Origin of the sequence: Cupriavidus taiwanensis LMG 19424, from assembly GCF_000069785.1 — a bacterium.
Classification (GTDB): domain Bacteria; phylum Pseudomonadota; class Gammaproteobacteria; order Burkholderiales; family Burkholderiaceae; genus Cupriavidus; species Cupriavidus taiwanensis.
Genome location: NC_010530.1, coordinates 974,096 through 993,732, shown reverse-complemented (window position 1 = coordinate 993,732; position 19,637 = coordinate 974,096). Strand labels below are relative to the sequence as shown.

Sequence of the window (19,637 nt, the reverse complement as noted above, 5' to 3'; positions counted from 1 at the left end):
AAGCGGTCCGGGGCGGGCCCACGGGCCTCCGGCCAAGCGGGCGGCGCTCAGGCGCCCGCCGCCTGGCGCACGCGGGCGACTTCCTGGTTGCGCAGGATAAAGCGCTGGACCTTGCCGCTGGGGGTCTTGGGCAATTCGGCCACGAATTCGATTTCGCGCGGGTAGGCATGGGCAGCCAGGCGCTTGCGCACGTGCAGGCGCAGCGTCTCGGCCAGCTCGGGCGAGCCCTGCTGGTGCCGGTCCAGCACCACGAAGGCCTTGATCAGCTCGGTGCGTTCCGGGTCGGGCTTGCCAATCACCGCGGCCTCGACCACGGCCGGGTGTTCGATCAGCGCGCTTTCCACATCGAACGGCCCCACCCGGTAGCCGGAGGTGGTAATCACGTCGTCGGCGCGGCCGATAAAGCTGATGCTGCCGTCGTCGTTCAGCTCGGCGGAATCGCCGGTCAGGTAATAGTCGCCGGCGACGGCGCTGGTGGGCGTGCCGTGATAGCCGCCGAACCAGCACATCGGCGAGCGCTTCAGGTCCAGTGCCAGCGTGCCCGGCTGCCCGGGCGGCAGTTCACGCAGCGTGTCGTCGACCACCACCACGCGGTGCCCCGGGCTGGCAAAGCCGGCCGCGCCCATGCGCACCGGATGGGCCAGCGCGTGGTGGTTGCACAGCACCATGCCCAGTTCGGTCTGGCCATAGTGGTCGTGGATGGTCACGCCAAGCTCGCTGGCAAACCAGCGGATCACTTCGGGGTTCAGCGGCTCGCCGGCGCTGCTGACGGCACGCAGCTGCCCGCGCAGCGGGCCTGACACGGCCTCGCCCGCCGCGATCAGCAACCGGTAGGCCGTGGGCGAGCCGGCCAGGTTGGTGATGCCGTATTTGCGGATCACGCGGCAGGTGCTGTCGACGCTGAAGGGGCCGTCGTAGAACGTGGTGGCATGGCCCAGCGACAGCGGGCCGGTGACGGCGTAGTACAGGCCGTAGGCCCAACCCGGGTCGGCCAGGTTCCAGAAGGCATCGTCGTCGCGCAGGTCGACCGCGTCGCGCATATAGCCCGCAAACGCCACAATGGCCTTGAGCGGCACCAGCAGCGGCTTGGCCGGGCCGGTGGTGCCAGAGGTGAACATCATCAGGAAGGGATCGTCGCCGCGCCGCATCACGGGTTCGAACGACGCCGGCTGGCGCGCCAGCTCGGCCCAGAAGCTGAAGTCGCCCGCCGCCAAGGCGGGTTGCGCAGCGCTCCCCTGGGTGCCGCTCACCGTGACGATGGCAGGACAGCCGGCCACCTCATCCAGCTTGGGCCGGTTGGCGGTATCGGTCACCACCACCTTCGCGCCCGACGCGTTGAGCCGGTGCTCGATAGCCTTGGGGCCGAAGGCGGTAAAGAGCGGCTGGTACACGGCACCGGCGCGCCAGGTGCCCAGGATCGTCACCAGCAGTTCCGCGTTGCGCGGCAACAGGCCCGCGACGCGGTCGCCCGGCTGCACGCCCTGCGCCTTCAGGAAGCCGGCGAACTGCGCCGACAGGGCCTGCAGCTCGGCAAAGGTCCAGCTGCGCGCATCGCCATCGCGCCCTTCCCAGTTCAGCGCAATCCGGCCAGGCTGCGCGTGGCGGTCGCAGCATTCGACGCAGGCGTTCATCGCCGCCAGGCTGCCGCGCAGTTGCCGTGCCACGGCGTCGTCATGGGAAAATCCGTCGAAAGCTTGGGCGTAGTCGCGCATCGTGTCTCCTGAATCCGGCTTATGCCTGGTAGTCGGTGGCCGGTGCGCGGTGCCGCGCCACGGCTGCCGCAGGAGTGTGCGCCACGCCGCGCCGGTCCGGCAATAACCGATTCCGCCAGCGCGGCTGACGGTTTTTGCCACCTCTGCCAATCCGGCAGCCGTGCCGAAGCGTTCTTGACGCAGCGCCGCCGGCCCCACACGATACGGGCATCACCCTCGGGAGACAGCGCATGTGCACCAACTATGCCCCGGTCCAGCGCCGCATCCTGCGCGAAATCTTCGGCGTGGAGCCGCCGGCGGGCGTGTACAAGGCCGAGACCTACCCCGACTATGCCGCGCCGATCGTGCGCGCCGGCGACGACGGTGTGCGCAGCGCCGACCTGGCCTCGTTCGGCATGGTGCCGCGCTCGCGCATTCCGCCAGGCGCGCGGCGCTACGACAGCACCAATGCCCGCAGCGAAACCGTGGGCGAGCGCCCCGCCTTTGCGCGCTACTGGCGCCAGGGCCAGCTCTGCCTGATACCGGCCACGGCGTTCTATGAGTTTGCGTATCCCGACCCAGGCACGAACGGTGCGGCGCCGGCCGGCGCGTCGGGCAAGCCGGTGCGCTGGCGCGTCTGGCTGCCCGGCGAGCCGGCCTTCGGCATTGCGGGACTGTGGCGCGGCTGGCCGGACCAGGCGCTGTCCTTCACCATGCTGACCGTCAATTCGGCACAGCATCCGCTGATGCAGCGCTTCCACAAGCCGGGCGACGAGAAACGCTCGGTGGTGATCGTGCCGCGCTCGCAATGGGACGACTGGCTCACCTGCCGGGATCCCGAGATCGCGCGCACCTTCCTCTCGCTGTTGCCGGCGGACGCACTGCGGGCCGAGCCCGCGCCCAAAGCGCAGGGAGCGCCCATTCCCGACTCCGATTAGGCCGTCCGCGCCGGCCCCGCTCAGAAGCGATAGGTGACGGTGCCCACCACCGTGCGGCGCGCGCCGAAGTAGCAGTCACCGCGCGCCAGGCAGGTGGTCAGGAACTGCTTGTCGAACAGGTTGTTGGCATTCAGCGCGACCCGTAGCGGGCCGTGGTCATAGGCGATCATCGCGTCGTACAGCGTCACGCCGCCGACCCGGTTCTGGTCGTTGCCGTCATAGCTGGGCCCGACGTAGCGCAAGCCGCCGCCCGCCACGAAGCCCGGGATCCCGAACAGCTTGAAGCGATAGTTGGCCCACAGCGACGCCATGTTCGACGGCGTGCTGGCCAGCTTCTTGCCGACCTCGGCCGGGGTGCCGTCGATCACGCGCGCATCCAGGTAGGTGTAGGTCGCGATCAGGTCCAGCCGGTTCGTCAGCGAAGCCAGTGCCTCCACCTCGATGCCGCGCGTGCGCGCTTCGCCCACCTGCACCGAATCCGGAATGCCGTTGACCACGCCGGCGGTCTTGCGGTTCTTCTCGCGCATGTCGAATGCCGCGATGGTCAGCGTGGCGTTCTTGCCCGGCGGCTGGTACTTGATGCCCGCCTCCCACTGCGAGCCGCGCAGCGGCTTGAAGGCCTGGTTGGCCTTGTTGAAGCCGGCCAGCCCCTGGAACGACTCGGAGTAGCTGACATACGGGTTCAGGCCGATATCGGAGCGGTACATCAGGCCGGCACGCTTGGTCAGCTCGCTGTCGTCGCGGCTGGCCGACGGCGTGTTGTCCTGCGCGGCGCGCGACCAGTCATAGCGCAACCCCAGCATCAGCAGCCACTTGTTCCAGGCCAGCTGGTCCTGCACGTACAGGCCGGTTTGCGCTTGCGTGGCAGGGTTCAGTGAGCGCGTGCCGGGCGGCGTGAAATTGCCGTAGACCGGGTTGAACACATCGAGCGGCGCGGCGGAGCCGCCCACGCCGGTGGTCCCGGTGATTTCAGCATGCTGGTAGTCAACGCCCGTCAGCAGCGTGTGCTGGACCGGGCCGGTGCGGAAGTTGGTCTGCGCCTGCGTGTCGACCGCGAATGAATTCAGCGTGGGCTGATTCACGTAGACGGTGCGGTTCATCAGCGTGTTGCTGCCTGGCACCCAGCCGCGATTGGCATCGTTGAATCGCGCGTAGATGCTGCGGTAGTCCACCGAACTGTGCGAATAACGCAGGTTCTGCCGCACCGTCACGGTGTCGTTGAACTTGTGCTGGAATTCGTAGCCGACCGACTGCTGCTCGGCGGTGTAGCGGTCAAAGCCGGGTTCGCTGATGAACAGGTGGTCGGGAATCTGCCCGCCCGGGTTCGGGTACAGCGTGCCGCGCCACGGGAAGAAACCGACCGAAGTCCCGCTCACGTCGCGCTGGAAGTTGGCCAGCAGCGTCAGCGAGGTGTCCTGGGTCGGCCGCCATGTCAGCGAGGGCGCGAGAAGGTAGCGGTTGTCCTGCACGTAGTCCACCTGCGTGTCGCTGTCGCGCGCCAGCGCCACCAGGCGGTACAGCCACTTGCCGTCCGCATCGAGCGGACCGGTCAGGTCGGCCTGCACCTGCTTGCGGTTGTAGTTGCCGAACTGCACCCCGATCTCGCGCGCCGCTTCCGCTTGCGGACGCTTGCTGACCAGGTTCAGGATGCCGCCGACCGCGCCCTGCCCGAACAGCATCGACGACGGCCCGCGCAGCACATCGATGCGCTCGAGTGCGTAAACATCGGGACGCACGTTGTTGTAGAAGCCGACCTGGTTCAGCAAGCCATCGCGATACTGCGTGAACTCAGTGCCGCGGAACCGGCCCCAGTCACCGCGCGCGTCATTGCCGAAGGGACCGGCGTAGACCCCGGCGCTATAGCCGATGGCCTGCTGCACGGTCTGCGCGCCCTGCGCCTCCATGCGGTCGCGCGTGATGACGGTGATCGACTGGGGCGTCTCCATCACCGGCGTGTCGGTCTTGGTGGCAGTGGCGCTGCGCTTCGCCACAAAGCCATGGACCGGACCGGTGGCGGTCTCATCATCGCTGCTGGCGCGCACCGTGACCGCCGGCAATTCCGCCGCGGCGGCGGCCGCCGGCGCGGCAGGCGCAGGGCTATCGCCGGACTGCGCAAACACGCCGCCGGCCTGCAGGCTCAGCACGAGGGTGGTCAGGGAAAGACGGTATGGGGTGACAGGCGCGGAGCGGGCAAAGCGCAGCTTTGCCCGACGATTCGGGTGCAGAGACATCACTCAGGGATCTGAAGGTGGAGCTGCCGCCGAAGCGGCATCACAAGTGGAAAATTCTGATTACGAATAGGAATGATTCGTGATTACATCAGAATTGTAGCCTGAATGTGTCAAGAAGCAGACAAAGTCCACGCCTCCGTGCGGAATTTTCTGCCCTCTTTGCGACTATTCGCCCTGCAAACGGCCAAGCAACCGCCTGCCCGCCTCGATCACCGCGCGGTCCGGCTGCATCTGGTAGCGCACGATCATGCCCTCGATGCACAGCATCGCCTCCGCCGCCACCGCCTGTGGTTCGCGCAGCCCCAGGCGTGCCGCGATGTCGGCGACGAAGCCCTCCAGGTCGGCCTTGTGGGCCGCGGCTTGCTGCTGCGCTTCGGCGTCGCCGCCCGCCTCGGCCACGACGTTGATGAAGGCGCAGCCGCGGAAGTCGCGGGCGAACCAGTCGGCCAGGGTGTCGGCGATCACGTCCAGGCGGGGCCGCGCGGCCAGGCGGGCTTCCACGTCCTGGCGGAACCACGCCATCCATTCGTCATGCCGGCGCGCCAGGAACGCCGCGATCAACGCGTTCTTGGAGGCGAAATGCCGGTAGAGCGACATCTTGGCCACGCCGGATTCGGCAATGATCCGGTCGATGCCGGTGGCGCGATAGCCCTCCTGGTAGAACAGGCGGGCGGCGGTGTCGAGGATGCGGTCGCGGGCGGAAGGAGTGGCCATGTGGTGCAAGCGGGGTAGCGAAAACAGGACTTCACCGGGGCAGCGCCAAGCGCCGCCCCGCACCTGTGCCTCGATACTATGACAGACAGACCTGTCTAGCAATCGCCGCGCGGTCAGCCTTCCAGTTTGGCGGCGGCATCGCGCAGCGCCGTGCGCAGGCCCTCTTCCACCACCGGGTGGTAGAACGGCATCGTCAGCATCTGCGCGATGGTCAGGCCCTGCTGGTACGACCACGCCAGCAGGTGGGCAATATTCTCGGCGCGCGGGCCGGTCCATTCGGCGCCCAGGAAGCGGCCCGTGGCCTTGTCGGCATAGACGTGCATCAGCCCCCGGTTCTTCAGCATGACGCGGCTGCGGCCCTGGTCTTCGAAGCTGACCTCGCCGGTGACGAAGCTGTCCTCCCCGCGCGCTGCCAGCTCGGCGTAGCGCTGGCCGACCATCGCGATCTGCGGGTCCGTGAACACCACCGCGATCGGCGCGCGGCGCGCCAGCGGCTGCACCTGCGGATAGTTGGCGGCGTTCTCGCCGGCGGCCTTGCCTTCGTCGGCGGCCTCGTGCAGCAGCGGCAGGATGTTGTTGGCATCGCCGGCGATAAAGACCGGCGCATTGCCACACTGCAGCGTGTTCGCGTCGAACAGCGGCACGCCGCGCGCATCCAGCGCCAGGCCGGTGTTCTCCAGGCCCAGGCCGCGCACATTGGGCGCGCGGCCGGTAGCTGCCAGCGCGTAGTCGAAGCGCTCGGTCACGCTGCGGCCTTCGCGGTCGAGATAGGTCACCACGACCTGGTCGCCGTCGCGGCCCATGTCGGTGATCCTGGCGTCGGGATCGAGATAGAACTCCTGGTTGAAGGTGCGGGCCGCCTCGGCGCGGACCACCGGGTCGGTCAGCGGCCCGAGCGAACCGCTGACGCCGAACACGCGCACCCGCACCCCCAGCCGCGACAGTGCCTGGCCCAGCTCCAGCCCGATCACGCCGGGGCCGAACACCACCACGCTGCCGGGCAGGTCCTGCCACGAGAACACATCGTCGTTGACGATCAGGCGGTCGCCGAACACCTGGAACGGCGCCGGCAGCACGGGCGTGGAACCGGTAGCGATGACCACGCGGCTGGCGCGCACGGTGGTGTGCCCGTCCACGTCCAGCGTGGTGGTGTCGATAAAGCGGGCATAGCCGCGAATGCGGTCGGCCGGCGCGATGTTCTCCACGCCGCGCACCACAAAACCGACAAAGCGGTCGCGCTCGCTGCGCACGCGCGCCATCACCTCGCGGCCGTCGATGCGGATATGGCCGTCGACATGCACGCCGAACGGCGCGGTGTGGCGCAGTTCATGCGCGGCCTCGGCCGCGGCGATCAGCAGCTTGGAGGGCATGCAGCCCACGCGGGCACAGGTGGTGCCGTAGGGGCCGCCTTCGATGATCACGGCACGCTTGCCCGCCGCAATCGCGGCGCGGTAGGCGGCAAGGCCGGCGGTGCCTGCGCCGATCACGGCGACGTCGGTCTGGATGGTGGTCATGGCGGTGGTTCCTTTGTGTTCTGAAGCGTCAGGCTGGGTCAATCAGCGGGCTGGATGGCGCCGCCCGGTGCGGATTCGCGGGCAAGGCGGCGCCATCGGGTCCGGCGACTGCCGGCCCCGTGGTTCGGGGCAATCCGCGGATACGGCTGATTGCGGCTCAGGCGGCCAGGTATTGCTGCAGCGCTTCGGCGCCGCCGATCAGCTTGCCGTTGATGAAGACCTGCGGCGCGGTCATTTCACCGGACACGGCGCCCAGCACCTTGCCGCGCACCTTGTTGTCGAGCGGCACGTCGACGTAGTCGAAGCCGTTGTCGTCCAGCAGCTGCTTCGCCTTGGCGCAGAACGAGCAACCGACCTTGGAGAACACCACCACCTGGTCAGGCTTGCGCGCGCCGGGGGCGATGTAGGCCAGCATGGTGTCGGCATCGGACACCTTGAACGGGTCGCCCGGCTCTTCCGGCTCGATGAACATCTTTTGCACCACGCCGTCCTTGACCAGCATCGCATAGCGCCAGCTGCGCTTGCCGAAGCCCAGGTCGGCCTTGTCCACCAGCATGCCCATGCCTTCGGTGAACTCCCCGTTGCCATCGGGAATCATGGTGATGTTCCCGGACTCCTGGTCCTTGGCCCATTCATTCATGACGAAGGTGTCGTTCACCGACACGCACAGGATGTCGTCGACGCCATGCCGGGCGAAGACCGGCGCCAGTTCGTTGTAGCGTGGCAGGTGGGTCGAGGAGCAGGTTGGCGTGAACGCGCCGGGCAGCGAGAACACGACGACGGTCTTGCCGTCGAACAGTTCGGCGGTGGTGACGGTCTTCCACTCGTTGTCTTCGCGGATACGGAAAGCGACATTGGGAACGCGTTGGCCTTCGCGGGATTGCAGCATCTGTTCACTCCTGGTTCTGGATCAGTTGGTTCGGCTGCGGGTTGCAGCGAAGGCCCCATTCTGTCGACGGGGAAGTGATTTGTACAATTCATCGTTTTAAATACGACGATTGCCTGAGACTATGACAGCGGCATAGGCAGTGCCTATAGACAAGGACACCGTCCGCCCGCGCGGACGAAAAAGCATATTTTTTCGGGGAAAACCTCGGGGAGTGCCCTATCATGCGGCATCGCCCAGACTCACGTTCGCCCGCAATGACCCGACCTTCCCGCCTGCCGTACCGCCTTCGGTGGGTATCCATGCTTGCGCTATCGCTCGCGCTTGCCGTTCCCGCGCACGCCCAGACGCTGAAAAAGCCGGCGCTGGAAGCGCTTACCGGCAGCAGTTCGGCCGCCGCCAGGGCGGCCCAGTCTGACTTGCCGGCCTTCATGGCGGCGGCGGCCAAGGCCGAACCCGTGGTCGCCCCGGCGGTGGCGGCATGGCAGGCGAAGGCGCCGCTGTCTGGCGACAACCTGGTCAATGTGGCGCGGCTGCTCGGGGTTTACAACCGGCTGCACAACGAAGCCGCGGCCATCGATGTGCTCGGCAGGATGGTGGCGCTGCGGACGGTGCGCGAGGAAAAGATCGCCCAGCACGAAAACCCCGCCATCGTCGAGTTCGGCAAGCTGGTCGAAGGCATGGCGCGCGAGTTCGGGCTGGCCTATCGCAATGTCGACAACCGGGTGTTCGAGGTCACCTTGCCCGGCGGCGGCAAGGATACCTTCGGCATCCTGACCCACGCCGACGTGGTGCCGGCGGTGGCCGAGGAATGGGTGCTGGACGACGGCACCCGGCTTGACCCGTTCCGCATGACGCGCATCGGCGACCTGCTCTACGGGCGCGGCACCATCGACGACAAGGGCTCGATCGCCGCGGTGCTGTACGCGATGAAGACCGTCAAGGAAAGCGGCGTGCCGCTGGAGCGCAGCATCCGTCTGATGATCGAGACCACCGAGGAAACCGGTGGCGACGGCATGAAGTACTACCGCCAGCACACCACGCTGCCCGAGTACAACGTGGTGCTCGACAGCAAGTATCCGGCCGTGGTGGCCGAAAAAGGGTCGGGCACGCTGACGGTCTCGTTCGGCATCAAGGCGGCCGACGACAAACACGCGCCCAGCCAGGCCGACGGCAAGGGTCCCGCCATTGTCGCGATGCGCGGCGCGGCGTCGGCCAACGCCATCCCCGAGACCGCCACCGCGCGCATTGCCGGCGGCGATCCTGCCGCGGTGGCCGCCGCGCTGGAACAGGCCCGGGCGGATTTCGTGCGCCGCCACGCGCCGCGCGGCAAGTTCTCGATTGACGTCAAGCGTGCGGGCAACGATGTCGAAGTCAAGGTCACCGGCGCCTCCGCGCATGGCTCGCGGCCGGAAGAAGGCGTCAACCCGCTGCCTCGGCTGGCGCTGTTCCTGCAGGCCAGCGGCGTGCGCTTTGCCGAGAACCACTACCTGAATGCGGTCCGCTACCTGAACGACCTGTATGGCCTGGACTACCTGGGCAACCGCATGGACGTGGCCTACCGCGATCCGTTCATGGGCCCGTTGACCATGTCGCCCACGCTGGTGCGCGAGCGCGGCGAGTACGTCGATGTGGTCACCAACGTGCGCATGCCGCGCGGGCGCACGCCAGACGAACTGGGCGGCAAGATCACCAAGCGCATTTTCGGCTGGGCCGCCACCCATGGGCCGGTCGAGATCAAGTACGACCAGGGCAACTGGATGGCGCGCGATCCGAAGGGCGCATGGCTGTCCACGCTGCTGAACATCTTCGGCGATACCACGGGGCTGGAAGCCAAGCCGGTCTCCACCGCGGGCAGCACCACCGCCAAGCTGATGCCCAACGCGATCAACTTCGGGCCGGCCATGCCGGGCAAGAAGTACACCGCGCACAATGCGCGCGAGTACAAGGAAGTGGCCGACCTCAATCTCGACATGCAAATGTTCACCGAGATGCTGGTGCGGATCGGCAACCTGGACAAGATGCAGTAAGCCGGCCCTTTGTTTTTGCCTCTGTCCCGCGCGCGGGACAGAGGGAAGACCCTTTACAACCCCAGCTCGCTCAAGCCCGGATGCCCGTCCGGGCGCCGGCCCAGCGGCCAGTGGAATTTGCGGTCCTCTGCCCGGATCGGCGCATCGTTGATGCACGCAAAGCGCTTGCGCATGAAGCCCGCGTCATCGAATTCCCAGTTCTCATTGCCGTATGACCGGTACCAGTTGCCGGAATCGTCGTGCCATTCGTAGGCAAAGCGCACGGCGATGCGGTTCCCGTCGTGTACCCATAACTCCTTGATCAGCCGGTAATCCAGTTCCTTCTGCCATTTGCGCTGCAGGAAGGCGACGATATCGGCGCGACCGTTGACGAACTCGGCGCGGTTGCGCCAGGCGCTGTCGACGGTATAGGCCAGCGCCACGCGCTGTGGATCGCGGCTGTTCCAGCCATCCTCGGCGGCGCGGACCTTTGCGATGGCGGTTTCGCGGGTGAACGGTGGCAGCGGCGGACGGGTTTCAATGGGTGTGGACATGGAAGCTCCTTGATAAAAGAAAAAAGGCGAGGTGATACAGGTCTGTCTCATTATTGGTAGACAGATCTGTCTTGTCAAGGCAGCATGTCGGGCAGAATTCAAAAGCAAGACCCGGAGTGTGCCGCGCACGGGCCCGGCCTAAAGTTGGCACCATGCAAGCACAGGACAGGAGATTCACAGTGGGCACCAGCCAGATTCAGCAGCGGGAAATGGCAGTCGCCGGGCCCCGCCGGCCGCTTCCGCGGGGACATGGCGCGGCTGTCGCGCGTGGGCATGGGGCAGGCGTGGCGACCCGGGTCGATGGCATCGACTGGGCGGCGGTCGCAAGCGAGCTCGATGACTTCGGCTGCGCCGCCATCCCCGGCCTGCTGTCCGCCGACGAATGCGATGCGCTGGCGGCCGGCTATGGCAACGAGGCGCTGTACCGCGCCCGCATCGAAATGCGCCGGCACGGCTTCGGCCAGGGCGAATACAAGTACTTCCGCTATCCCCTGCCCGGCCTGGTCGCCGCTCTGCGCACGGCGCTCTACCCGCACCTGGTGCCGGTGGCCAACCGCTGGAATGCCGCCATGGGTATCGACGTCCGCTACCCCGCCGCGCACCGGGACTTCCTCGCGCGCTGCCACCAGGCCGGGCAGTCGCGGCCGACGCCCTTGCTGCTGCGCTACGGCCCGGGCGACTACAACTGCCTGCACCAGGACCTGTACGGCGAACACGTGTTTCCGCTCCAGGTGGCAATCCTGCTGTCCGAACCCGGCCGCGACTTCACCGGCGGCGAGTTCGTGCTGACCGAGCAGCGCCCGCGCATGCAGTCGCGCGCGGAGGTGGTGACGCTGCGCCAGGGCGATGCCGTGGTGTTCGCGGTCAGCCAGCGGCCGGCGCAGGGCAGCCGCGGCTGCTATCGCGTCAACCTGCGGCATGGCGTCAGCCGGCTGCATGCCGGGCAGCGCTACACGCTCGGCATCATCTTCCACGACGCTGCGTGAGGCATGCCATGAGCCGATCCATCCGCCGTCCCGCCCAACCGTCCGAAGCCACCCTGGCCGAACAGGATCCGCGCTGGGCACGCGTGCTGGCGCGCGACCCCGGCGCCGACCGCGACTTCGTCTATGCGGTGAGGACCACCGGCGTGTATTGCCTGCCGAGCAGCCCGTCGCGCCTGCCGCATCCGGCCAATGTCGAATTCTTCGACAACGCCGCCGCGGCCGAAGCCGCCGGCTACCGTCCCAGCCGCCGGGCCACGGGGCCCGCGCTGGCGACCCGGCACGCGGCCATGGTGGCCGAGGCCTGTCGCCGCATCGAGGCCGCCGACGCCGTGCCGACGCTACCGGAGCTGGCCAGGGCCGCGGGCGTCAGCCCCTATCACTTCCACCGCCTGTTCAAGACCGCTACTGGCCTGACCCCGCGCGCGTACGCCGCCGCGCATCGGGCCAGGAAACTGCGCGGGCAACTGGGCATCAGCGACACCGTGACCGAAGCCATCTACGATGCGGGGTTCGGCTCCAACAGCCGCTTCTACGAGACCTCGGACGCCGTGCTCGGCATGACCCCGTCGCGCTACCGCGCGGGAGGCGCCGACATGGATATCCGCTTTGCCATCGGCCAATGCTCGCTGGGTGCGATCCTGGTGGCGCAAAGCGCGCGCGGCGTCTGCGCGATCCTGCTGGGCGACGATCCCCAAGCGCTGCTGCAAGACCTGCAAGACCAGTTCCCGCGCGCCAACCTGATCGGCGGCGACGCGCAGTTCGAGCAGCTCGTGGCCCAGGTGGTGGGCCTGATCGAAGCGCCTTCGATCGGCCTGGCGCTGCCTCTGGATGTGCGCGGCACCGCGTTCCAGCAGCGGGTATGGCAAGCCCTGCGGGAGATTCCCGCCGGCAGCACCGCCAGCTACGCCGAGATTGCCGCCCGCATCGGCGCGCCCCGCGCGGTGCGCGCGGTGGCGCAGGCCTGCGCGGCCAACCACCTGGCCGTGGCGATTCCCTGCCATCGCGTGGTCCGCAGCGACGGCAACCTGTCGGGCTATCGCTGGGGCGTGGCGCGCAAGCGCGAGTTGCTGGAGCGCGAGGCGCAGGGCTGAAGCCGACCGCCGCTCAGTGCGAGACAGGCGCCTGGATCCGTGCCAGGTAATCGTGGATCTGCGCCACCACCGCCGCGCCTTCGCCGACCGCGGCGGCGACGCGCTTGGTCGATCCTGCCCGCACGTCGCCGATGGCAAACACCCCCGGCACACTGGTCTGCAGCGGATACGGCACCGCCGACGCGCAGCCCAGCGCGCCGCCACCGGTGCGCACGAAGCCCTTGTCATCGACCTCGACATGGCAGGTGCGCAGCCACGCCGCATTGGGATCGGCGCCGATGAACAGGAACAGGTGCCGTACTGCCATGGTGACCGGCTCGGGATGCTCTGCGCGGCAATCGTAGTGCACCGCGCTGAGCCAGCCGTCCCCGTCCAGCGCGCTGACCTGCGCGTGGGTGTGCAGCGTGATGTTGGGGAGCGACGCGATGCGGTCGATCAGGTAGCGCGACATGGTGGCAGCCAGGCCCGGGCCGCGCACCAGCATATGCACGTGCGCCGCATGCGAGGCCAGGAAGACCGCCGCCTGTCCGGCCGAATTGCCGCCGCCCACCAGCATCGCCGGCTCGTTCTTGCACAGCTTGGCCTCCACCGGCGAGGCCCAGTAGTAGACCCCGCGGCCTTCGAAATGCTCGAGTTCGGCGATGCCGGGCCGGCGGTACTGTGCGCCGGTGGCAATCACCACGGTATGGGTCGGGACCATGCGGCCGTCCGCGAGCTCCAGCTGGATCGGGTCGGCACCGCAGTGCAAGGCCTTCACCTCCAGCGGAATCGCGATGTGGGCGCCGAACTTGAGCGCCTGCACGAAGGCGCGCCCGGCCAGCGCCTGTCCGGAGATGCCGGTCGGAAAGCCCAGATAGTTTTCGATGCGCGCGCTCGCGCCCGCCTGCCCGCCCGGCGAGCGGCAATCGATCACCGCCACCGACAGACCTTCGGATGCGGCATAGACTGCCGTCGCCAGCCCGGCCGGCCCGGCCCCGACCACCACTACGTCATAGACGTGGTGGGGATCGAACTCCGGCAGCAGGCCAAGGCACGACGCCAGTTGCCCCTCGTCCGGGGCGCGCAGCACGCGGCCATCGGCGCAGATCACCAGCGGAAAGTCGCTGGCGGGGGCGTTGGCGTAGTCGAGCAGCAAGGAGCAGTCGCGGTCCGCATCGATGTCGATGACGGTATGCGGGTAACCGTTGCGCCGCAGGAAGGCCTGCAGCGCCAGCAGTTGCGGCTCGGTGCCGTGGCCCACCAGCACCGGGCCGCTGCCGAATTCGATCAGCCCCACGCGGCGCAGGATCAGCGCACGCATGATGCGCTCGCCCAGTTCGGCCTCGGCCACCAGCAGCGCGCGCAGCCGGTCCGGCATGATCACGTAGCCGTGGGTCTCGGTGACGGCGACGCCGTCAACCAGCGCCGGGCGGCCAGCGAGGGTACCCACTTCGGCCAGGAAGTGTCCGGGCCCCTGCTCGGTGATCTGGTGTTCGCGGCCCAGGCCGTCGCGCCGCATTATGCGCACGCGGCCGCTGGTAACCAGGTACATGCCCCGCCCGGACTGGCCGATGGCGAACAGCTTCTCGCCGGCGCGCCAGCTCTGCGGCGTGCCGAAGCGGCGCACGCGCGCCATCTCGTCGGCGGTCAGTTGCGGGAACATCTGGTGCCAGCGCGATTCCAGCGTGGAATACGGCGCTTCCAGGCCGCCACCGGCCTCTGCGCCCGGCTCCGCCTCGGCCGCCTCTGGCTGCGCCTGCAAGTTCGCCATGCTGCTCCCCTGATGACATCGGTACCCGCCGGATTGCCCGTATCCCGGCTGCCGCGGCGCGACCTATGGATAGTAGACGCCGCGGCGCGGAATGCGAGGCCGCCGGCCCCGGCAGTTGCGTATTGCGCCGGCTTGGGATTGAATGTTCGCCTCGGCGCTCAGGCAAGCCTGTGCCGCCGCCACTGTCAGACAACACAAGCCTTGATGCCATCCACCCCTGAATCCGATCCGACCCAGCCCGGCGACCGTCCCGCGCGCCCGGCACTGCGCCCGCTTACGCCTGTCGAAGGCCGCGTCCTTGGCGTCCTGGTCGAAAAACAGCACACCGTACCCGATACCTACCCCCTGTCGCTCAACGCGCTGGCTTCCGGCTGCAACCAGAAGACCGCGCGCGCGCCGGTGATGAATGTCAGCGAGGCCGAGATCCTGGAGGCCATCGATGGCCTCAAGAGCCTGAGCCTGGTCTTTGAAGGCAGCAGTAGCCGCGTGCCACGCTTCGAGCACAACATGCAGCGGGCGCTGGGCATTCCCAGCCAGTCCGTGGCCCTGCTCGCGCTGCTGCTGCTGCGCGGCCCGCAAACCGCCGCCGAGCTGCGGCTGAATACCGCGCGCCTGCACAGCTTTGCCGACATCTCGTCGGTCGAGGCTTTCCTGGATGAACTGGCCAGCCAGACACCACCGCGCGTGGTGCGCCTGCCGCGCGCGCCCGGCGCGCGCGAAAACCGCTGGATGCATCTGCTGAGCGGTGAGGCCGGCGCCGCCGTGGCCGCCGAAGAGAGCGCCCGCAACACCGATGGCGACGCCGCCCCGTCGGCCGAACTGGAACAGCTGCGTACCGAGCAGCAGGCCCTGGCGGAGAAAGTGGCAAGGTTGCAAGGCCTGGTCGAACACATGGCCGCGCAGCTTGGCATCTCCGCGGACGAGTTCCTCGGCTGATTCCTCGGCTGATTCCTCGGCTGATTCCTCGGCTGATTCCTCGGCTGATTCCTCGGCTGATTCCTCGGCTACCGCCCTTCCAGGCCTGGCCCCACCGTTGCTGGCCCAGACTGGTCGGGTGGGGTCAATTCATGGCGGTTAATTGCGTTATAGCACCGAAGTCAAGACTGGCTTCAGCGGCACGCTGGCCCCTGCCGGATGGCCAGGACGTCGCCTATGCTTTTGCACAGGACCGCCGACAAGACAAGGAGAACGCCGCAGCCATGGACAAGACAGCCTTCGTATTCGCAGGGGGTGGCAGCCTGGGAGCGATCCAGGTCGGGATGCTGCGAGAACTGGCGGCCTGGGGCGTGATGCCCGATATCGTGATTGGCGCATCGGCCGGGGCGATCAACGGCGCCTACTTTGCCTGCAATCCGGGCCTCGCCGGCGCGGAGCGCCTCGAGGCACTGTGGCGTGCGATCCGGCGCACCGACATCCTGCCGTGGAGCTGGCGCAGTGTCTGGAACATGTTCGGGGGCAGCCGCGGCCATCTGGTCGAGGCGACCGGCCTGCGCAGCCTACTGTCCCGGCATTTCGGGCCGCGCCGGCTGGAGGCGGCCGAGCTGCCGCTGCACGTGGTAGCCACTGACATGCAGAGCGGCGACGAGGTGGTGCTGTCCAGAGGCAGCATCGTCGACGCCGTGCTGGCTAGCGCCGCCATTCCCGGCGTGTTCCCGCCGGTGCAGTTCGAAGGCCGTACCCTGATCGACGGCGGCGTGGCCAACAATACGCCGGTGTCCACCGCCATCGGCCTGGGCGCCACGCGCGTGATCGTGCTGCCTGCTGGCTTTACCTGTGCCGAGCGCCGCCCGCCGCGCGGCGCGCTGGAGCATGCATTCAACGCGCTCTCGCTGCTGGTGGCGCGCCAGCTGGTGCACGACCTGCAGCACTTCGCCAACCAGGCCCAGATCAGCGTGGTGCCGCCGCTGTGTCCGCTCGACATTTCGCCCTACGACTACTCCCGCTGTGGCGAGCTGATCGACCGCGCCGCATTCACGACGGCCGAGTGGCTGCGCGGCAAGGGCCTCGACACGCCACGCATCCCCGGCGCCCTCGCCCCGCATTCGCATGACGAGACGGCGCCGAGCTGCAGTACCGACATTCCTGCGGCAGCGCCCCACTGAAAGCTGCGCCAGCCTGCCGCGGGCGCACCGCACCGGCCCACCTCGCCGGATGGAAGCGCTGCATCGCGCGGGGAACCGCAAGCGGCCCCGGCGCGATTGCTACAATCCGGCCCATGCCCAGCCAAGCCGAACGTAGCGCAAGCACCCGCCAGTCACTGATCGACGCCGCCGCAACCCTGCTCATCGATCAAGGCTACGCCGCCTTTTCTGAAGCGCGCGTGTGCGAACTGGCAGGCACCAGCCGCGGCTCGCTGCGCCACCACTTTCCGGAAGGACGCTACGACCTGCTGCCGGCCATGCTGGATTCGCTGCTGGAGCGCGAAACTGCCCGCCTGGCCGCGCTCGGGCCGCTGAGCCCGTCACTTCGCCTGCACCTGATGCTGCATGTGCTGGCAAGCCGGCCGCAGCGGCATGCCTCGCTGGCGATCCTGGAGGTGTGGATGGCCACGCGCGGCGACGTCCGCCTCGCCCGCGCCGTGCAGGCGCCGCTGGCGGCGGTGCCGCAGCGTCTGTTCGGCCAGCCACCGGACGCAGCGCCCCAGCCGGAATGGCTGGCGCTGCGCTGCTTCTTGCATGGCGCGACCTTGCACAGCTTCGCGCCGGACTACGATGCGCAGCAGCTGTCCGAGGCCGTGCGCTGGCTGATCGCGCAACTGCCGCGTCCCGACGGCCTGGACATGCTGCTGGCGCGCATGCTGGCGCAGCCGCGCCAGACCGTCCGCTAGCCGCGCGCCCACCGCACCCTCACCGCACCCTCACCGCACCCTCACCGCACCCTCACCACACCCTCACCACACCCTCACCACACCCTCAAGGCAGCCGCGCCAGCAGCCGCTCGTGCAAGGCGGGCGGCAATGCCAGCCGGCCCTTGCGGCCTGGCGCGGCCGGGTCGAACACTACGGCCTGTCCGTCCCAGCTGAGCCGCACCGGCCCCGCACTGGTGAAGGTGCGATGGGCCAGCACCCGATCACGTTCGACGCCGTAGATCCGCAGCAGTATCCGCTCGCCGCCCAGGTAGCAGTATTCGGCGGCGTACCGGGCGGCGGCATCGATCGCCGCAACCCGGCGGCAGTTATGCGCGCCGGCCCGCTCGGTGACCCCATGGCCGTAGACGATGGCGGTCCAGATGGCGCCAACCGCCAGCACGCGCCCGGTACTGACCAGCAGCATGCGCCGGGCGCGCTCAGGACGCCCATGCGGCGACGCCATGACATAGGCCACCGCGCGGAACGCAGCCAACCCCAGCAGCAATAGCGCCACCGCGGCCAGGTGGAAATAGAACGCCGAATCCGGCATTGACGCCATGATATGGGCCATCCTTGCCCTCCTCCCGCGAATGCCCGAAGCCAGTGCCAGCAAAGGCCTGGCTGCATCCGGGCATTTACCCAGTCCCGAAAGAGATAAGTCGGCGAGCTTTATTCCTGATAATCAATAATGCGCGCCATATTTCGCCAATTGCACCAGAATAATCAAGCACCGCCATGGCGCCAATTCGGTGTATTCCCGCTGTATTTATTTTCCGGGGAGCTTTCGGCAGGGTTTGCGCAAGACAGGCCGGCCAGCAGGCTCAATAGCCGTGCCACCGTTGGCGCAACGATCGTCGCCAGCGACGCGGCCACGGCCGCATCGCCATCGCGGGCGGCATGCTCCAGCCGCTGTGCCATCAGCCGCAGCACATGGCAACCGACATAGTGGGCCGAAGCCTTGAGCCGGTGCGCGACGGCCCGGAGCCGCTCCAGGTCGGGGCCGGCCTGGCGCAGCTGCGCCAAGTCGTCGCGGGTCGAGGTCACTAGCGCCTGCAACAGTTCGTCGGCAAAGGCCGGATTGCCGAAGGTTTGCGCGGCAATGGCCCGGCCGATACCCTCGGCCTCGCGCGCGGACAGCGCCACGTAGTGCTGGCCGGCCAGCATGGCGAGCAACGCGGCTTCAGTGACCGGCGCACGCAAGCCGGCCACCTCGGGGCCTGCGCCCGCCGCTGGCGGCGCGCCCGGCGTCAACACCAGCGCGCAGACCGCGCCGCGGGCACGCCATGCGTGCATCACGGACGAAGGGACGCCCGCGGCGGCACTCGCCAGCACCAGGTCGGCCATGGCGGTCATATCGGCCCCGGGCGCGCCGACAACGGACTGCACCACAAAGCCGAGGTCACGCAGGATCCGCGCGGCGTCCGCCTGCCAAGCCGGGTCAGACTCCGGTGCCAGCAACACGGCCATCGGGCGGGATTGCGCTTGGGCGTCGTCCATGCTATCCCACCGCAATATGGTGGCGCCGCGCAAAATCGATGACATCGACAATCGATTTTGCCCCCAGTTTCTCCATGACCCGGGTCTTGTGCGTGCTTACGGTCTTGTTGGAAATAAACAGTACCTGGCCGATTTCCTTGTTCGACATGCCTTTGGCCAGCATCTGCATGACCACCAGTTCCTTGTCCGACAGCGAAGCGAGTCGCTCGGCTTCGTCAGCCAGCCCGGACTTGCCGTGATCGATCTCCGGCATCACGGTGTAGCCCGCCAGCACCGATTCCGTGCACCGCACGATCTCGGCCAGTTCCTGCGTCTTGCTGACGAAGCCATGGGCGCCGGCATGGCGCGCGCGCGGCGCGAAGGCGTTCTGGTCCTGGCCAGAGATCACCAGGATGCGCACCGCGGGATGGCTGGCCTTGAGGCGCGGAATCACGTCTAGCCCGTTGATCTTGGGAATATCCAGATCCAGGATGACCACGTCGGGCAGGTATTGACGCACGATCTCGATGGCTGCCTGGCCATTGTCGGCCTCCAGTACGTGGGTGATGCCCAGTACCTGGGAAAAGTGCGTCTTGAGCACGGCGCGCACGGGCGGGTGGTCATCGACGATCAGGATGGTGGTCAAGCTTGTACTCCGTTGCAAACATCGCGTCTTCCGCGCGACCGCGGCACATCATTGTGCTAAGCATTTGCGTCCCAAGAAACCAGAAATTTCCGAGGCACGGGTGGTTTCTTCCGAAAGGCCGCGCCGGTCGATGCGGGAGCGCCGTTCCATGTGATGCACGGCAAACGTGCTGATTTGCACGGCCGCCGGCATGCATCGACAAGCCCGGCAAGGTGGGCTCAGATTGTGTTCGATATGTGACGCGACAGGCAGCGAAGCGTCCCCGATTTCGAAATTTCAGTATCAATTTCAGATTCATCCTAA

The 19,637-nt window shown here is 67.8% G+C and carries 17 protein-coding genes; 7 read left to right on the top strand and 10 right to left on the bottom strand.

What is annotated here, in order from left to right:
• Positions 1-47: 47 nt before the first annotated feature.
• Positions 48-1,712: an AMP-binding protein gene (locus tag RALTA_RS20175; protein WP_012355758.1), complete on the bottom strand. Its 1,665-nt coding sequence runs from the start codon at positions 1,710-1,712 to the stop codon at positions 48-50.
• 230 nt (positions 1,713-1,942) lie between these two features.
• On the opposite strand from RALTA_RS20175, the gene RALTA_RS20170 reads away from it, so the two are divergent.
• Positions 1,943-2,629, top strand: coding sequence for an SOS response-associated peptidase (locus RALTA_RS20170; protein WP_012355757.1), 687 nt, complete (start codon positions 1,943-1,945; stop codon positions 2,627-2,629).
• Positions 2,630-2,649: 20 nt separating this feature from the next.
• Here the strand turns inward: RALTA_RS20170 and RALTA_RS20165 are convergent, their stop codons facing one another.
• The 4 genes from RALTA_RS20165 to RALTA_RS20150 all read right to left on the bottom strand — a co-directional run bounded on the left by RALTA_RS20165 (position 2,650) and on the right by RALTA_RS20150 (position 7,977).
• Positions 2,650-4,860, bottom strand: a complete 2,211-nt coding sequence (locus RALTA_RS20165; RefSeq protein WP_012355756.1) for a TonB-dependent siderophore receptor — start codon at positions 4,858-4,860, stop codon at positions 2,650-2,652.
• Between the two features lie 165 nt (positions 4,861-5,025).
• The gene (locus RALTA_RS20160; RefSeq protein WP_012355755.1) at positions 5,026-5,574 is read right to left on the bottom strand and encodes a TetR/AcrR family transcriptional regulator; all 549 of its coding nucleotides are present in this window, start codon (positions 5,572-5,574) and stop codon (positions 5,026-5,028) included.
• 113 nt (positions 5,575-5,687) lie between these two features.
• Complete coding sequence (locus tag RALTA_RS20155) at positions 5,688-7,088, bottom strand: dihydrolipoyl dehydrogenase (protein WP_041232508.1); 1,401 nt, start codon at positions 7,086-7,088, stop codon at positions 5,688-5,690.
• Positions 7,089-7,245: 157 nt separating this feature from the next.
• Positions 7,246-7,977: a glutathione peroxidase gene (locus RALTA_RS20150; protein WP_012355753.1), complete on the bottom strand. Its 732-nt coding sequence runs from the start codon at positions 7,975-7,977 to the stop codon at positions 7,246-7,248.
• 299 nt (positions 7,978-8,276) lie between these two features.
• Here RALTA_RS20150 and RALTA_RS20145 point away from each other — a divergent pair, with 299 nt between their 5' ends.
• A complete protein-coding gene (locus RALTA_RS20145; protein WP_240990065.1) occupies positions 8,277-10,004 on the top strand; it encodes a dipeptidase in 1,728 nt (575 codons plus the stop codon).
• A 53-nt stretch (positions 10,005-10,057) separates the two neighbouring features.
• On the opposite strand, the gene RALTA_RS20140 is transcribed toward RALTA_RS20145, so the two are convergent.
• On the bottom strand, positions 10,058-10,537 hold the full coding sequence (locus tag RALTA_RS20140) for a nuclear transport factor 2 family protein (protein WP_012355751.1): 480 nt from the start codon (positions 10,535-10,537) through the stop codon (positions 10,058-10,060).
• Positions 10,538-10,746: 209 nt separating this feature from the next.
• Between RALTA_RS20140 and RALTA_RS20135 the strand changes: the two genes are divergently transcribed.
• Positions 10,747-11,523, top strand: a complete 777-nt coding sequence (locus RALTA_RS20135) for a 2OG-Fe(II) oxygenase (protein WP_041232735.1) — start codon at positions 10,747-10,749, stop codon at positions 11,521-11,523.
• Positions 11,524-11,531: 8 nt separating this feature from the next.
• Entirely contained in the window at positions 11,532-12,614 is a 1,083-nt protein-coding gene (gene ada / locus RALTA_RS20130) for a bifunctional DNA-binding transcriptional regulator/O6-methylguanine-DNA methyltransferase Ada (protein ID WP_012355749.1), read from the top strand.
• 13 nt (positions 12,615-12,627) lie between these two features.
• Here ada and RALTA_RS20125 read toward each other — a convergent pair whose 3' ends face one another.
• Positions 12,628-14,364 carry an FAD-dependent oxidoreductase gene (locus tag RALTA_RS20125; protein WP_012355748.1) on the bottom strand — a complete coding sequence of 579 codons (1,737 nt, stop codon included), beginning with the start codon at positions 14,362-14,364 and terminating at the stop codon, positions 12,628-12,630.
• A gap of 204 nt (positions 14,365-14,568) precedes the next feature.
• Here RALTA_RS20125 and RALTA_RS20120 point away from each other — a divergent pair, with 204 nt between their 5' ends.
• From RALTA_RS20120 to RALTA_RS20110, 3 genes are all read left to right on the top strand, one after another.
• Positions 14,569-15,300 (top strand): YceH family protein, encoded by a 732-nt coding sequence (locus RALTA_RS20120; RefSeq protein WP_012355747.1) that lies wholly within the window; start codon positions 14,569-14,571, stop codon positions 15,298-15,300.
• Between the two features lie 263 nt (positions 15,301-15,563).
• Positions 15,564-16,466, top strand: a complete 903-nt coding sequence (locus RALTA_RS20115; RefSeq protein WP_012355746.1) for a patatin-like phospholipase family protein — start codon at positions 15,564-15,566, stop codon at positions 16,464-16,466.
• A 113-nt stretch (positions 16,467-16,579) separates the two neighbouring features.
• Positions 16,580-17,191: a TetR/AcrR family transcriptional regulator gene (locus RALTA_RS20110; RefSeq protein WP_012355745.1), complete on the top strand. Its 612-nt coding sequence runs from the start codon at positions 16,580-16,582 to the stop codon at positions 17,189-17,191.
• An 85-nt stretch (positions 17,192-17,276) separates the two neighbouring features.
• Here RALTA_RS20110 and RALTA_RS20105 read toward each other — a convergent pair whose 3' ends face one another.
• The 3 genes from RALTA_RS20105 to RALTA_RS20095 all read right to left on the bottom strand — a co-directional run bounded on the left by RALTA_RS20105 (position 17,277) and on the right by RALTA_RS20095 (position 19,334).
• Entirely contained in the window at positions 17,277-17,783 is a 507-nt protein-coding gene (locus RALTA_RS20105; protein ID WP_025581625.1) for a hypothetical protein, read from the bottom strand.
• A gap of 152 nt (positions 17,784-17,935) precedes the next feature.
• Complete coding sequence (locus tag RALTA_RS20100; protein WP_041232733.1) at positions 17,936-18,679, bottom strand: Hpt domain-containing protein; 744 nt, start codon at positions 18,677-18,679, stop codon at positions 17,936-17,938.
• Between the two features lie 31 nt (positions 18,680-18,710).
• A complete protein-coding gene (locus tag RALTA_RS20095) occupies positions 18,711-19,334 on the bottom strand; it encodes a response regulator transcription factor (protein ID WP_025581627.1) in 624 nt (207 codons plus the stop codon).
• Positions 19,335-19,637 lie beyond the last annotated feature (303 nt).

What these genes read in the sequence shown, in the direction of transcription:
- RALTA_RS20175 (WP_012355758.1), bottom strand. Translation starts at nt 1,712, where the DNA reads ATGCGCGACTACGCCCAAGCTTTCGACGGATTTTCCCATGACGACGCC.
- RALTA_RS20170 (WP_012355757.1), top strand. Translation starts at nt 1,943, where the DNA reads ATGTGCACCAACTATGCCCCGGTCCAGCGCCGCATCCTGCGCGAAATC.
- RALTA_RS20165 (WP_012355756.1), bottom strand. Translation starts at nt 4,860, where the DNA reads ATGTCTCTGCACCCGAATCGTCGGGCAAAGCTGCGCTTTGCCCGCTCC.
- RALTA_RS20160 (WP_012355755.1), bottom strand. Translation starts at nt 5,574, where the DNA reads ATGGCCACTCCTTCCGCCCGCGACCGCATCCTCGACACCGCCGCCCGC.
- RALTA_RS20155 (WP_041232508.1), bottom strand. Translation starts at nt 7,088, where the DNA reads ATGACCACCATCCAGACCGACGTCGCCGTGATCGGCGCAGGCACCGCC.
- RALTA_RS20150 (WP_012355753.1), bottom strand. Translation starts at nt 7,977, where the DNA reads ATGCTGCAATCCCGCGAAGGCCAACGCGTTCCCAATGTCGCTTTCCGT.
- RALTA_RS20145 (WP_240990065.1), top strand. Translation starts at nt 8,277, where the DNA reads ATGCTTGCGCTATCGCTCGCGCTTGCCGTTCCCGCGCACGCCCAGACG.
- RALTA_RS20140 (WP_012355751.1), bottom strand. Translation starts at nt 10,537, where the DNA reads ATGTCCACACCCATTGAAACCCGTCCGCCGCTGCCACCGTTCACCCGC.
- RALTA_RS20135 (WP_041232735.1), top strand. Translation starts at nt 10,747, where the DNA reads ATGGCAGTCGCCGGGCCCCGCCGGCCGCTTCCGCGGGGACATGGCGCG.
- ada (WP_012355749.1), top strand. Translation starts at nt 11,532, where the DNA reads ATGAGCCGATCCATCCGCCGTCCCGCCCAACCGTCCGAAGCCACCCTG.
- RALTA_RS20125 (WP_012355748.1), bottom strand. Translation starts at nt 14,364, where the DNA reads ATGGCGAACTTGCAGGCGCAGCCAGAGGCGGCCGAGGCGGAGCCGGGC.
- RALTA_RS20120 (WP_012355747.1), top strand. Translation starts at nt 14,569, where the DNA reads ATGCCATCCACCCCTGAATCCGATCCGACCCAGCCCGGCGACCGTCCC.
- RALTA_RS20115 (WP_012355746.1), top strand. Translation starts at nt 15,564, where the DNA reads ATGGACAAGACAGCCTTCGTATTCGCAGGGGGTGGCAGCCTGGGAGCG.
- RALTA_RS20110 (WP_012355745.1), top strand. Translation starts at nt 16,580, where the DNA reads ATGCCCAGCCAAGCCGAACGTAGCGCAAGCACCCGCCAGTCACTGATC.
- RALTA_RS20105 (WP_025581625.1), bottom strand. Translation starts at nt 17,783, where the DNA reads ATGGCCCATATCATGGCGTCAATGCCGGATTCGGCGTTCTATTTCCAC.
- RALTA_RS20100 (WP_041232733.1), bottom strand. Translation starts at nt 18,679, where the DNA reads ATGGCCGTGTTGCTGGCACCGGAGTCTGACCCGGCTTGGCAGGCGGAC.